We start from the raw sequence: 14,040 nt of genomic DNA on the forward strand, positions 1-14,040 counted from the left end.
TTTAAGTCGTCATTGAGGCATTTTCACCTCAATGGAATCCACACCAACCACTGCCAAGAAGAAGGTCGCTGCCGACCGTCATCCCTTGGCCGTGGCGTTCGGTGAATACCTCAAAACCGTGCGCAAGGACAGCGATAAATCGCAGGCTGAACTGGCCTTCGATGCGTCCATGGATCGGACTTACATTTCGCTTTTGGAACGTGGCTTGTCGGCACCTACGCTGCTGGTGCTGGATTCGCTGGCGAAGTCACTCGGCATGACCATGACCGACTTGATGGCTGGCTTCGAGGCGCAACTACCAAAGAACCTTCGCCGCACGTCTGTGAAGCGCCGGATCAATGAGGCGTCGTTGGCCAAGACGGGGGCAGACCGGCCACAGGGAACGCGGCGATCTCCATTGCGCTAGCCATCTAGTCCACCAGCCAGCCAAGTGACGCTCATGGCGCCCACCAGCTTGGGGTCGAATCGAGCGCCAAGCACCAGACACGCCGATTCATCCATGGCGTCCCGGACCATAGTGAAGACCTCGGCGCAATGGGTAAGTTGAAAGCCCTTGCCGTACCCACTGCACACAACCACAGCAACTTCCACCTTGTGGCTCGGCATCAGTGTCAATGCGTCGCGGCAAGCATCCAGAACTTTGTCAGCGTCATGGTTCGTCACAGTAAAGCTCACAGGCGAGTGACCGCAGAGATTCAGCGTGCCGCGCAAATCTTCCAGGTCGATCTGCAATAGGGAGCCTTCTTCCGTTGCCGCCAGCAGCGCCACCACCGTCTGTTGAACCCTATCGGCTTGGGTTGATGCCACAGGCAGTGGCCAAGGTGACAACGCCATGCCACCGATGATCTTGAAGACCTGGCGTCGCATCAAGGTGCGCTTCATGCTGCCACCCTCAGTTGCAACCGCACTGCCGCCAGCAATCGGACTTCTTCGGTATTCCACTCCGCAGCCTCGTACAGCCAATGCACCGGCTTGCGCTTGCCATCTTCCGAGGGCTTGGGCCAATTCGGTGGGGCTCTCCGACTGCCGGGGCCGGTCACTGGCAAGCGCAGCCGCGCGTTGAAGGTCGCAAAACTGGGCTCGCTGGCACTGGGGTCGAGCAAGAGAATGGTGTCCGGCGAATGCACTTTGCCGACAGCAACACCTTCAACACCAACTGCTAGTGCCCAGTGCTTGGTTCTGTTGTGTTTGACCGATGCAAATGCCAGCGCTACCAGATCGCCGCCGCGCATCAGCCATTCAAGGGCGTGACCGTCGGCGTTGTCTTGGACGCAGTACTTGGCTGTCAATGCCAGCGGCAGGTTCAGACCATCCATCAACTCCACCCACTCTTCGGGGTGAACACCAGCAAAATATGTGTGCTGAAACGCCTGCCAGACTAGCGCGGAGACGCCTGATTTTCTGTGGCTCATCTCGTGCAGGGCGGACGGTTTTGCGAGATCGTAGATCGCCAGAATCATCGCTGCAATATGCACCCCGCAGGCGCCGTCTAGGTCAGATTGCTGCATGAAAAACCGCACCGGCTCTTGGCGTTTGGTCTGCACGGTCAGCACGTGTCCGGTTTGGATGCCGGGGTACACGCGCTGAAACCGATAGGACATCGCCGGACGATTCAATGAAACCGTCTTGGGCATTTCAATAATCCGAAGGGCGCAGCAGTGTGGTCACACTGCAATCGGCTTCCGTGATGATCCAGAGGGTGGGCAATGACGACCGCTTGTCGGTCGGTGTTTCAGCCAGCCGCGCAGCGTCCACCAGCCGATAGCAACTCAGAATTCGCAGGCGTCGCGTGACGGCAAACTCGTTCTCGGTGCGGTCTTCTTCGCACAGATCGCCCCAGTCACCATGCACGTGGCGGCTGATCAGTGCGACAGCGCTGAAGCCGGTTTCTTGAAGCAACTCCAAAGCTCCGGGCGTGGCCACGATCTGGCCCAGCGGGAACCGGGCGGTGTTGGAATAGATGATCGTTGGGGTGGTCGGTGCAGGAGCCGCTGCATTGGTTGTGGACGTGGGTGCTGTGGTCATGGAAATCTCCTTGGGTGGGGAACGAAACAAAACGGTGAAAACAAACAGGCGTGCGTAGACCTCCGCAAACAGGTACCGGATAGAAAACGCGGGTGAGAGAAATCAGTTCGGCCGCAGAAAGCAGCCGACGAGAGACGAGACCTCAGCGAGAGGCCATTAACGAAACTGCGCTTGGCAAAGCGCGGCCAGCAGATCAGAGTTCGAGGCATAGGGCTGCTCGATCCAATCAGCAAATTGGTCGGTGGCAGACAGCCATCCGCTCAGGAGCGACGGCATCGCACCATCGGCACCGATGCCATCGAGAAAGCCCCAGGTGTGCAACCGGCGCGATGCCACGGCGTCTCGTACAGTGTCCACCGGCATCTCGCACAACAGTGCCAGCACGTTGCAGCCGTGAGTGGCGTCACGCATTGGGATGACCGGCAAGATCGTCCGGCCAAAGCGCTTAACGCAGTGGGACCACAGCAGCCATCGGCACTCGAATGGCGTGAGGTTCAGCAGCCGCGCCAGCGTGTCCAGATTCGTACCGATGCATGACTCCGCTGGCGGTGGTGATGGCTCAAAGGCAGCCAGCCGATTTGCTAGCTCTATCGGGTCCGCTGGGGATAACAAGGCAACTGGACAACAGTCACCGTCCACCATCAAAAATGCAGGCAGATCACCATCGAATATGGGCTGCCTTGGGTAACCAAGTTCAGGCCAGCACAGTTGCTCTAGGTCACGGCATTCCCGCGCCAAGTCTGGTCCGTTCAGCCACTGGGGAAGCAACGTTCCCATCCGGTGCAGCAATCGGCCCATATGGTTACACCGGAAGGCAGCATTGCAGGTGGCGTCATGGGTCATGGGTTTCCTCCAGGCGCAAGCAGGCCTAGCCGCCTTGAACAGCTGGTCGCCAAGGAACTACGACGGCGTGGAAAAATTGCTTGGACCTCGGCCGAGCAGAGCATTCAGCCGGGACTGCAAATACAGCATGGCGGGGCGAGAGAATCATCGTGAAAGAAGCCATTGAACGGCTCAAAAGCACGGCAACCGCTCCCAATTCTCTTTATAAAAAAATGTACTGATTTTTCTTAATTATATATCAAATTCTATATAATTGATCAATATATGAGCAATTCAACGCAAAACGCGCCAAATTTGCGATAAATCAGTCCGAAGAGCGTTGACTTCGCGCTCAATCCGTGCATTCAACCCTATTGGCTAAGTTAAATCGCACTTGAATTGCTCAAATATTAAGCGATTCTCAATTTGAACGAACTACCGCGCATCGGTGTGTCGAAGGAGCTAGCGGATACCCATCGGCCACTAGAATCATCCCTCATACAACGAGTTCACGAGGGACATGTCTTGGCGTACATCTCCGCAGGCCAATTGGCCGAATCAGTCGTAAAACTAGAGCCGTTCCATGCGTTCTTCGGGGTGACGTTCCTCTCGATGAAAAAGACTGGCGTGGGGCTTGCCACTCCGGAGGTACCAGGCAGCGCTACCACGCCAGACACACCGAGGGCTGGCACGGTCTGGGGTGGGGCCCAAGAAGGCCAGTTGCTTCGCGACTATTTTTCTCCAGCGGGTGGCTCGACCGAGAAGCCTTTTTGCGTCCCCTTCGGTCTCAAGGACGACGATTCTTGGTACTGGAAAAACTCGAAGTACAGCGGCGGCACGCTTCAGCGAGCGCGGACGTCCGACAATTTCCGCAAAGCTCTGGAGCGCGTAACGCCAAAGGAATGGGCGTTCACGGCTGACTACCTGGATAAGCTCGAGGAACTGCTGCCGGCTGCGCCGGGGGGTGCCAAGCTCCGCATCCCGACGTTTGATTTGGCAGCATGGCTTTATCGTGTCGAGGACTTGCCGAACTCGCTCGACGCCGTCGAAGCTAAGTTCCGGGCTGAGTTCAACATCAATGATGACGAGTACGCTCGCCTTTTCGACGCGACTCGTCCGGTGGAGTCTGAGTACTTCTCACCGGACCGCATCACCGAAGAAGAGTTAGCACTGCTAATTCGTGGCGTGCCACCCGGCCCATCAATGCTGGGGCGGACGGAAGCGGACCTCTTGCAGCACCTGGAACAGCATGTCACCCAGGTTGAGAAGCTTACCTTGCCTCCCGGCTTTGTGCATGCGTTCTACGGGGCGTTGGTTGCACAGCGCTTTGTCGTCCTAGCCGGCCGCCCAGGTACCGGCAAAACGGCCTTTGTGCGTGCATTCACCAAGGGCTTGAACACCTTCTTTGCGAACGCTGTTTCGCTTGTTGAGGTCAGCGTCGGTAGCGACTTCTCAGAGGCTGACGTACTCGGCTACGAGAAGATTTCCGGTGGGCTGGCCGCAACAGAGCTTAGCCGCAAGCTGTTCCTGTCAGGGCGACCGCGAGACTTTTACGTGGTGCTACTGGACGAGATGAACCTCGGTCAGGTCGACCACTATCTTGCGCGTTTGCTGCCTGCTATTGAGAGTGACGCGAAGGTTGAGCTTCCCGGACACGGTTCGCCCAGCCAGTTCCCGCCCGACGCATTTGTGATCGGGACCGTCAACTCCTTCCTTGAGGAGTCCACTCGTGCGCCCCTCAGCAGCCCAGTCAAGCGACGCGCGAACATCATCGAAATGCCGAATGCACTTGGGGGCCTGGTGGCGGCCGATGACCGCGTCAAGTTCGACCAAGCCTGCGTTCACATGTTGGAGCAAACCAAGGCTCGGGTTGATGGACGCGCTCAAGGGGGCCTTGGTAGTGTTCTTGATGGATTCCGCGCTCAGCGCTTGACGGCGGCCTTGTCCGCCGGTTCCGACGTGCGCTCGGCAGCATTCCGCGACCTGCTGTGGGGAATCTGCAAAGCGTGCGCAGCGAGCGATTCCACCTCCTTGACCTTTGGCGTTGTTCAGGACGTTCTCGACTACGTGGCAATGTCCGGCAGGCCGTGGCGTACGGCCTTGAGCGAGCAGCTTGCCCAGAAGGTCGTTCCACAGCTCAGCGGGCCGAGTACGGTCGGCGAAGAGCTCCTCGCCTTTACCTCATCGGCTGATGCGGGCAGCGGAAACTTTGCTGCGGCGATGGCCGCGCTCGAGGCGCTCTTACGTACTAAAGACCTTGGAACCGGCCACGTCTTGTTCAGATACTGAGCGACTTTATGGCCTCTCGCACGTACTCGTGGACGGACGTCGCACCGCCGGCCTCCGCGAAGTGATCGGCTCGAATGGGCAGCTCCAGCAGCGAGTTGCCCTTGGCGGCAATCCGGCTCGCGGCCAGCGTTGGCCCCGGGAAAATGATGCCACCAGACTTCGCGGCGAAAGAGTTCAAGTAGCCCTGCATCTCAAACAAGTCGGGCTGTGTGGCCCGCGTTGCCTGCGCATCCAACTTGAACTTTGCGTCGAGCACGATCACACGCCCCGTAGCGGGGTGGACCAAAAGGATATCCGGGCGTTCGTCAGCAGGCCTACCTGCCGCATCGCGCCACGAGGAAAGGACATGCTTCGGTGGTTTGGTGTCGAAGAAGAGGCGCCACTCCTCAGAACGCATTGACCATCCCTGCGCGGATCGCTTCCGAAGGTCCCGGTCAGGCGATGAGTAGTCGAGACCTAGAGCGTTGCCAACCACATGCGCAACGAACGTTTGGTACACCTCCCAGACGTCTTTGACGTTTGCGCGAATCGACCTGGCGAAGTCCGTGCTGTCTGCAATGTCGGCACCGTATTCCGCGTGAAGATCACGCATCCGGCCGTACCGCTTGTCGCTGCGCTGCATGGTCGTCGGCAGCACAGTGGCCGGTTTGGCGTCGGGTCGTACGAGGAGGCCGCGAAACACGGGCAGTGCCCTCAGCACCTTCAAGAGCTCCGCGAACCCCTGAACCTCGGTCCGGACGGGCGACGCAACCACGGTCGCAAGGTCCAGGCACTGCGCTGCTAGCACTTGGAGGAACGCCGCAATCTGAACATGTTCGTCGAGCTGTGTCTGCCTCTCCCGGGTGTGCACAGCGACGCGAGAGGGCCAGTAGCTCACGCCACCGACCTGGATAGGTCCGCCCTCCGCACGTTCGAGGAGATGGTGCTTCTCGCGCAGCAGCCGGCTCGTTTGCGCGACGGACAGCCCTTGGCTGCGCAATGACACCTCGACGGTCCGCACGTGGGAAACGGCTGGGCGATGGTTGATGGACCGAACCAGGCGCTCAATCTCCGGCAGCCGGTCCCTGAGCCAGGCGTAGTGAATCTGTGGGAGCCGAACCTTGCGGATCGTCCCATTGGCGGCCATATAGGCGAACTGCCGCCTGTAGCCGAAGTACGAGTTTGCGCACACCTCAGCCATCGACCGGACCTCCTCCCATGTCGCTTTTGCCGTGCTCGTTCTGAAATCGAAGGTGTGCGTCGCGCCTGCTACCTGAACGCTCAGGCGATGGAACCCGACTTGGTTGGTCAGGTCCATACTCCACACTGCGAGTCTGGCCCCCTGATGCCAAGACACCGGCAGCTGGACGTCGTCGAGCTGGATTACGGGGCGGCTCGGAGCCATCACAGACCCCAGGACCGTCCCCTCGTAGACCTCGATGTCTCCGCCGCCAGGGACCAGCTCCAGCGCCGTCCCGGCCTGCTCGAGGCGTACCGCCAATGTCACGCAGCTTCCTTGACAGTCGCCAGCGAACCGAACTCCTTCTTGATGCGCTGCGCAGCGAAATCGGCGTACTCCGGCTTGAGCTCGATGCCGACCGCTTGGCGGCCGCTTGCCAAGGCACTGACCATGGTCGTCCCCGACCCTACGAACGGGTCGAGCGCAGTGCCACCCTCTGGGCATCCACATGCCAAGCAGCGGTCAACGAGTTCGCGCGGATACGGAGCGAAGTGGGAGCCGGGGTTCTCGGGTCTCGCGATGATTTTCCAGATGTCTTCCTCACCTTGGAGACCGTCTCGATTGAAGAAGTACTTCGGCCCTTTTGAGAAGACGAATATGTTTTCGTGCGTGCGCCATGGACGGTCGTGAGCGGTTGGCTCAGGCAAGGTTCCTGGGCGTTGCCAGATGACCGAGCTGCGAAGCGTCCAGCCGTCCTCTTGCAAGGCAAGAGCAACCCGCCAGGGGATGCCGATGAGTGATTTGCGTGGAAGGCCAAGGCCCGGGCCGTCAACAGCGCGCAGATGCTTGCGCATCATGTTGCGACCGTTGTGTTTTCCGTCAGTGCCGTGAGGCTTGCCCTTGGCCGAGTAGTACGTGTCCCCTAAATTCAGGAACAGCGTGCCATCGGCCGTGAGCGCATTCTTGACCTTGGCAAACACCTCGACCAGCGCATCCACGTACCCGTCGATGGTGGACTCGTGCCCAATCTGACCGTCGACCTCATAGTCACGCTGCCAGTAGTACGGCGGACTGGTCACGACGCAGTTGACGCTTTCGGCTGGCAGACTTGCCGCCGCAGCGTTCACGTCCGCATGCAGGATGCTCCAGCGGAGTTCGTCTCGCGTGATGCCGCCCAGCACCCGAATCTCAGGAGGCTCGCTAGCAACGACAGGAGCCTTGACCGCCGATGCCTGCTCCACCTCGGCAGCGATGGAGGAATCTCCACACATCCGCTTGACAGCACTCTCCGGCACACGGACCTGTCCCTGCGAACCGATGCGGAACGACTGCAGTTCTCCATTACGAATGAGGCGACGAACGGTGCTCAGTGAAATTTTGAGGTGAGCAGCAACTTCCTTCAGGGTGAGATTAACTTCAATCATGAGTATTCTTGTACGACGGCGTAAGGTGTTCAAATCTTTTCATTCGTTGTCATTATGCCGTAGGCGCAAGCCGTTTTTCCTCCATAGCACTCCACTGCTCCATAGCTGTTGCCAGCAGTCAGGCGGGCAATCGAATCCTGACCATCTGCCCATAGGGCGCCAGGACTTCTGCGGTATGCGCTTCGGCCTCGGCATCAGTCATCGGCACCTCGCTGGGGGCATGCGGCATAAAGGGCGCGTCGTACCGCTGTTGGCGCCGACCGAATCTTGACCCACCGGCTGAACTCTGGCCTTGGGACGGATGCCGGCAGCATGCGTGCTGGCTGTGGACAAGTGTAGAGCGCAGCCCCGTCCGGCCGAGGCTGCTGCGTAAGCGGACCGATGCCCGTCGAATGGCCGGTGATGATCGAAGTAGTCGCTCAGGGCACCGGCCGCGAACGACTCTGAACAACCTTCTGCTGTCGTTCGGCCTGCCACCGTGAACGATAGCAACCGGCCGACAGGATTCGCACCGATCACTTCTGCTCGTCAAGTAGGCATCTCAGTGGATCAGATAACCAAAATTTGGGGAAAATCTGCCCCGTGACTGGTAACCTGAGAAAATTCAACAAAACTTACCGCAACGGTGAGTTGCAGCCGGTCGCTTCGTTGTCTTGAATTCGCTACTCTCGACTTTTTTCTTGCCATGCCGTAGGGCGTGGGTAGCTTGAAAGGCCTGGAATCCTCGTAGTCGGGGCATTTTTTCAGAATTTCAGGTAGCGATAAGACACAGTTATCGACTGCCAGATGAGCACCAAAACGGCCCCATTCGCGGGCCGTTTTTATTGTTTTTCCAACCCGTCCATAGGACTCACCATGAAGAAAATTCGCACTCCGCAGGAGGGCGCTGGCGCAGCTTTGTCTGCTCGCAGCACCACCACATCCAACCGCAAGCCGCGAACGCAGCCAGAGGGCGTTCTGAGCGGTTTTTCGGCCACGGCCGAGCAGTTCATCGCAGCCAGCCAGTCGGCTGCTACCAAGCGCGCATACGCCTCTGATCTGAAGCATTTTTTCGCCAACGGCGGGAGCGTTCCAGCCAGTCCGACCGTTGTGGCCGAATACCTGGCGCGATGCGCGGAAAAATTGTCGGTTGCGACCTTGGAGCGCCGGGTGACCGCGATCCACAAAGCTCACCTCGAGAAAAATCTGGAATCCCCAGCCCGAAGCGAGACCGTGAAGCGCGTGATGCAGGGCATTCGCCGGACACTGGGCACCAAGCAACGGCAAGTTCAGCCGATGGTCAAAGATGATCTGTTGGCGGCGCTGGTGATGATCGACCAGCAGAAGATGTCCATCAAGGCCGCGCGTGATCGCGCCCTGCTGCTCGTGGGCTTTGCATCGGCCATGCGCAGGTCGGAGCTTGTGGCGGTGAAAGTTGAGCACCTGACCTACTTGACCAATGGCGCGGAGATATTCTTGCCATCTAGCAAGACCGATCAGGACGGTCACGGTCGGACAGTATTCATCCCACACGCCAATGGCGAGCGGTGCCCAGTGCGCGCCTTGATGCACTGGCTGGAGATTTCGGAAATCGATGAGGGGTTTGTGTTTCGTGCTGTCAGCCGCCATGACCGCGTTGCACGGCATGGTTTGTCAGCGCAATCGGTGGCGCTGATCGTAAAGGCTTCGGTAGAGCGCGTAGGTGGTGACGCGAAAAAGGTCAGCGGCCATAGCTTGAGGGCTGGCTATTGCACAAGCGCAGCGGAGAAGGGATTGCAGCCATGGCAGATACGAGAGCAGACAGGGCACAAGTCAGATGTGACATTGGCCAAGTACATCCGGCCAGTTGCACGCAGGAAAATTCCGAGCTTGCTGTGAAGGCTGCGATCTAACCGCATTGATCGTCTGCTCACAGCCCACAACAGTCTTTTGTCAGGCTACGGGGAATGACGGCTCAGCAGTACGGTCTCAGACAATTGCTTCTTCTATTCGAGCGAGCCCATTTACGGTAGGTGAAGTGCCCCGGCATCATCGTCCAACTGGCCGGTCGGAGGGCGCTACTGAAAATCATAAGTCGCCCAGCGCTGTGTCATGGCATCGGTTTATCGAAAGCCCTAGACTACGGCAAGATCACCACAACAACCCCTGCACCGTGCAGCGGATATGAACTAGGAAAATTCATGCAAGGGAAACTCTCGGAGCTCATTCGCAGCTATTCAACGCCATACAGTAAGCGCTTGACCCAATCGCCTTCGGATGCCCGCGAGTACACCGCGCTCGTGGACTTTCATATCAAAGTCGCGCTTACCCTGCTGGCGTGCTATAGCGGCCGCACCGCCGCTCCGATCAAGCTCGGTGGCACCCCGGGCGTCGGTGAGATGCTGAGCGGAATCAAGCTCGCCAGAAAATGGACCACTAACCAAGATCCTGTCATCGTCGGATGGTGCGAGTTTGCAGAAGGCTTTCTCAGTGAGTTTTCGAGAAACATCCACGACGGCAAGAGCTTCAAGACTATTCGCGATGAACTTTCGCATGGCAACCCGATTCCCGTCGAGGATGCGTCGGCTGTAGCGATTTGTGATGCGCTGCGGGAGTTCTCCGAAGTGATCGCGCAGCGCCTCGAGGCGCAGCTGGGCAAGTTCAGCTACGCGGCGAGCGCGACGTCCATTGTCGCATCCTGTGGCTCAGACCTGCAGGAGCTGTGCCCGGTCTGGGATGCCAACCTTGTGAAGGGTGTGATAGGCATCTATTCAAACTTCGATACCGACGGTGTCTACTACCTGTGCCCGGCTATTGGTTCCTATCGCAACCAGCGTCCGGAAAATACGCAAGCATTCCGGGAGCGCTTTCTTGGCAGGGATCCAATAACTAAGCATTTTGGCCAGTTCGTTTCTGAGATCACGCGAGACATCGCAGGCTTCTCCGAAGACCATTCGCCTCCGCCCTACGATTTCGGGGAAGCAGAGCACGCAGGAGTTGTCTTCGTCACTTGGACACAGGCCAGTAGTCAGGGCAATTTGCACAGGACTGACTCGTTTCGTCGTGGACTGGACAACCGTTATGAGTGGCGAGACATAGCTGCGAACACCTGGATTGGGTACTCCAACTTCCTGCGAAAGATTGCAAACTGGAGCGTTCTCGCACGGCGTGTGCGCCTCGAGCTTGAGGAGCAGGAGAAACGCAAACAGATCGCGGAGACCGGCAGCCTCGAGGCTGCGCCTGGCATGAAGATCGATCCTGTACTAATCGAGGAGACAGATTCACAGGAAACGTCGCCCGAGCCAATCAATATCCAGTCGCGCGTCGACGCGGCCTGCCTGCCATCAAAGAGTTTTACAACCGTGTTCTTTATTGTCGGCGATGCTGGCTTGGGAAAAACCGAGCATCTCTTGACCCTCGCTCGCGAGCGAGCCAGTGCGATTGAGGTCAACCCAGCTAGCAACGAGCCTCTCTACTTGTTCGTGAGCTCTACGGGACGGGCGCTCTCCAACCTAGATGACGCTATCAACACGTCGCTGAGCAATACCCGCATCCTCGATAGCCAAAGTGCCAAGGTTCTGTGCAGGAACGGCTTGCTTGTACTTATCGTCGATGGCTTTGACGAGCTACTTGGCAGCAGCGGCTACGACAACCCACTCGGCTCACTGGGAGGATGGTTCCATGATTTGCGCGGCCGCGGCGTGATGATTGCCTCCGCGCGATCAGCCTACTATATGACTCGCTATCGGCGCTCCCTGAGCGAGACGACCGATCTGAACGTGGAACACACGATAGCGAACATCCAGCCCTGGTCACGCAATAGCACCATCACCTTCCTCCAGAGCTATGGCGTCGAAAGTCACACCTTCTCAGACCTAGGTGAGCGCGATTGGCGCTTACTGGCTATTCCATTCTTTGCAAAGGCGTTCGCGACGTGGTGTGGCGGCCGGAGCCTCACGAGCGGAGCACCAGGTGGAATCTTCCAAGTAGTAGTCGAACAATACCTCGAGCGTGAGTCGAAGAAGATACTGAATCAAAACAACGTTCCCGTTCTCTCTACGCGCGAGCTTCAGGACCTGTTCAGCGAGTTCGCCGAGATGATGCATCTCGAAGGCAAGCGTGAATTGGATCAATCAGAGCTGGAGCTCTGCGCCTGTGCCGCTTTAGAAATCGATGATATTGAAAAGGACCGCCCGGGCCTGCGACGCAGGCTTACTTCGCTATGTGGCCTGTCGGCCGGGGAAATCGTTGCGGGCGACAGCAAGTTTGGGTTTTCTCACGAGGTGATCTCTGACTGTTTTCTTTCGCTGGCACTAAAGCGGCGGTGCGGGGCTGGGGTCGACAAGACCTATGCAGTCAACTTTTTCGTCAAGGGCGCAATCAATCCGGCTGTCATCGAATGGTTCACCGCTGGCGCTCCACAGGCTGCTCAGAGCGCGCTACAGGTGCTGTTGCCTGTCGAAAACACGTCGGCAAACTGGAGGCGAAATGTTGGTAACCTTTGGTCTGCGCTCCTTGATCAAGCAAAGGGCATGCCTCCGCATCTGTCTGCGTCAGAGCTTGTGTTTGGGAACGTCGAGGTAAGCAAGGGGCACGGCAGTCAGCTGATGATGCGCAACTCCAGTATCGACCAGCTCAAGATATCAAGTGGCGCGGCGACTGTGGACGTCAAAAACACGACTATCAATTACCTTGCAGTGGACGAAATCTCGACGCTCAGACTGCTGCGTAATGTCGCACCCGAATTGATTCAGAAGATCCAGTCGCCAGATTTTTACTGCGATACTACCCCGCATGTCCGCACTGCCCTAGTAGACGCTGGAGTTGTAGAGCGAGTAGAAAATGCCGCTACCGTGGAGTGGCTAGATATCGCCAATAGCCTCATCCACGCTTTGGTAAGCCGGCCGGATGCGCCGATCGTTGTCTTTTCTGATGACTTTGAGCCAGACGGCGGTAGGCTTGGGTGGGCGCTACGACTCGGATTGCAGAAATGGACCGCCTTCGTCAACAGACTCACGCAGTGCAATTTGGCGTTTTGGGAAACCATTAATAGCAAAGGGCGGCCCAAAATCCGTTTGATCTTCCTCGTTCCACCTGCAGAGATTGCGCGTCGTAACTTTAGCATTCCTGGGGTTACAGAATTCTGGGCCGGCGCCTGAACACAGACTAGGTGTCCAGCACCACGCCATTTCAGATGGCACTAAACAAAGTTTCTAGCCGCTGGTTACGGCCACCATGTAACCGAAGCCAACATATCGCCGTACTGGACGCTGCTGGACTTTGACCAGAAGAAGTGCCACCGAATGACCAACTTCGGCTGTTCGACATGCTGTTTGCCGCCACCAGAACGGCCAGCAAGCACACTTTTTTGCTAAATTGGCTCTGTGGTGCTGCGACGGCCGGAAAGCGCTCAAAAAAAACGATCCGGCCGATTGGCAGCTCAACGCAAACGACGGCGCTTTTGCTGCGGCTGCTCTGCTTGGCTGTTTGGCGGATCAAACGCTTCCGGCGGAAACATGCCGGTGTCGCGCAGCGCATCGCATGCCTGCTGCCACAACTCTTCCGGTTGCCACCATGCGGCCTGACGACTGCGCCAGAGCGCATGCACCTTGCGCGCATGCTCTGTGTGCTTGAACGCCTCCAGAGCGGCTTTGACGCCGTCCTGGCGGCACAAAGCAAGAAACGATTTTTCGGTCAGCGGGTCAAGTTCGGTGCCACCAGCCGATAGATCGGCAAAGTGGAACCGTGCGAAGCGGTTGGTCTGCTGCGAGAGCTTCCACAGGGGCAGGCCGCGCATCTTTTTGCCGCGCACTTCAACGCGGGCGATCTCTGGGCCGCCGAGCACTCGCGTCAACTGCTTGATCTTGTTGGACTTCAGCGGGTCGTCGTTGAAGCCCGACGAACCAGACTGAGCAATCGCCAAGATCGCGGCGTGAACAAGCTCTTGCTGCTTGTTGTAGGCGGCAGTCTGGTAGTCACTGCTGACGCTGCCAAAGTTGTAGCCCTCGATGAAGCCACCCTTGCCAACGCGCTTTGCCATCACGCTCATGCGCTGGCCGTTGTCGTAGCGCACCAGCATTCGGGTCAGTGCGGCATGGTAAATGTCGACCGCAAAGTGGATGACGTTCAACAGCGGGCGGCGCATCAACTCGTTGTACTCACGGCGACCGATGAGACCGCGCATCACGCGGTGGATTTGCTGCGCATCGCCGTCTGCGAACTTTGCGGGGTTGCATTGAATCGCCCCGGATTCCCTAGACACTTTTAAGCCGTTGGAAATGGCGTCTTTCGAACTCTACCGGTGAAGTATCTCCGGCAGTGCCGTGGCGTCGCTTAGGGTTGTAAAACATCTCGATGTAATTG

General features: G+C 58.1%; 12 protein-coding genes. 4 read left to right on the top strand and 8 right to left on the bottom strand.

Going from position 1 to position 14,040, the window contains the following annotated elements:
• Nucleotides 1–31: 31 nt before the first annotated feature.
• A complete protein-coding gene (locus KW843_RS23620) occupies nt 32–406 on the top strand; it encodes a helix-turn-helix domain-containing protein (protein WP_218297577.1) in 375 nt (124 codons plus the stop codon).
• On the opposite strand, the gene KW843_RS23625 is transcribed toward KW843_RS23620, so the two are convergent.
• From KW843_RS23625 to KW843_RS23640, 4 genes are all read right to left on the bottom strand, one after another.
• The gene (locus tag KW843_RS23625; RefSeq protein WP_255594901.1) at nt 403–882 is read right to left on the bottom strand and encodes a hypothetical protein; all 480 of its coding nucleotides are present in this window, start codon (nt 880–882) and stop codon (nt 403–405) included. The genes KW843_RS23620 and KW843_RS23625 overlap by 4 nt on opposite strands.
• A complete protein-coding gene (locus KW843_RS23630) occupies nt 879–1,634 on the bottom strand; it encodes a hypothetical protein (protein ID WP_255594902.1) in 756 nt (251 codons plus the stop codon). The genes KW843_RS23625 and KW843_RS23630 overlap by 4 nt, the downstream gene beginning before the upstream one ends.
• A gap of 1 nt (nt 1,635) precedes the next feature.
• Nucleotides 1,636–2,025: a type I restriction endonuclease subunit M gene (locus tag KW843_RS23635; RefSeq protein ID WP_255594903.1), complete on the bottom strand. Its 390-nt coding sequence runs from the start codon at nt 2,023–2,025 to the stop codon at nt 1,636–1,638.
• Between the two features lie 156 nt (nt 2,026–2,181).
• Nucleotides 2,182–2,868, bottom strand: a complete 687-nt coding sequence (locus tag KW843_RS23640; RefSeq protein WP_218297578.1) for a hypothetical protein — start codon at nt 2,866–2,868, stop codon at nt 2,182–2,184.
• Nucleotides 2,869–3,372: 504 nt separating this feature from the next.
• On the opposite strand from KW843_RS23640, the gene KW843_RS23645 reads away from it, so the two are divergent.
• The gene (locus KW843_RS23645; protein WP_218297579.1) at nt 3,373–5,136 is read left to right on the top strand and encodes an AAA family ATPase; all 1,764 of its coding nucleotides are present in this window, start codon (nt 3,373–3,375) and stop codon (nt 5,134–5,136) included.
• Here KW843_RS23645 and KW843_RS23650 read toward each other — a convergent pair.
• Complete coding sequence (locus KW843_RS23650; RefSeq protein WP_218297580.1) at nt 5,126–6,622, bottom strand: McrC family protein; 1,497 nt, start codon at nt 6,620–6,622, stop codon at nt 5,126–5,128. The two genes, KW843_RS23645 and KW843_RS23650, sit on opposite strands and share 11 nt — an antisense overlap.
• Nucleotides 6,619–7,719, bottom strand: a complete 1,101-nt coding sequence (locus KW843_RS23655; RefSeq protein ID WP_218297581.1) for a DNA methyltransferase — start codon at nt 7,717–7,719, stop codon at nt 6,619–6,621. Before KW843_RS23655 ends, KW843_RS23650 begins: the two co-directional genes overlap by 4 nt.
• A gap of 855 nt (nt 7,720–8,574) precedes the next feature.
• Here KW843_RS23655 and KW843_RS23660 point away from each other — a divergent pair.
• Nucleotides 8,575–9,576, top strand: a complete 1,002-nt coding sequence (locus KW843_RS23660; protein WP_218297582.1) for a site-specific integrase — start codon at nt 8,575–8,577, stop codon at nt 9,574–9,576.
• A gap of 302 nt (nt 9,577–9,878) precedes the next feature.
• Entirely contained in the window at nt 9,879–12,836 is a 2,958-nt protein-coding gene (locus KW843_RS23665) for an NACHT domain-containing NTPase (RefSeq protein WP_218297583.1), read from the top strand.
• Nucleotides 12,837–13,117: 281 nt separating this feature from the next.
• Here the strand turns inward: KW843_RS23665 and KW843_RS23670 are convergent, their stop codons facing one another.
• Both KW843_RS23670 and KW843_RS27035 read right to left on the bottom strand, forming a co-directional pair.
• The gene (locus KW843_RS23670; protein WP_218297584.1) at nt 13,118–13,861 is read right to left on the bottom strand and encodes a hypothetical protein; all 744 of its coding nucleotides are present in this window, start codon (nt 13,859–13,861) and stop codon (nt 13,118–13,120) included.
• A gap of 70 nt (nt 13,862–13,931) precedes the next feature.
• A partial coding sequence (locus KW843_RS27035; protein WP_370628535.1) for an IS3 family transposase occupies nt 13,932–14,040 on the bottom strand: 109 nt, incomplete at its 5' end.

This window comes from Acidovorax sp. sif1233 (genome assembly GCF_019218755.1).
GTDB lineage: Bacteria > Pseudomonadota > Gammaproteobacteria > Burkholderiales > Burkholderiaceae_C > Acidovorax.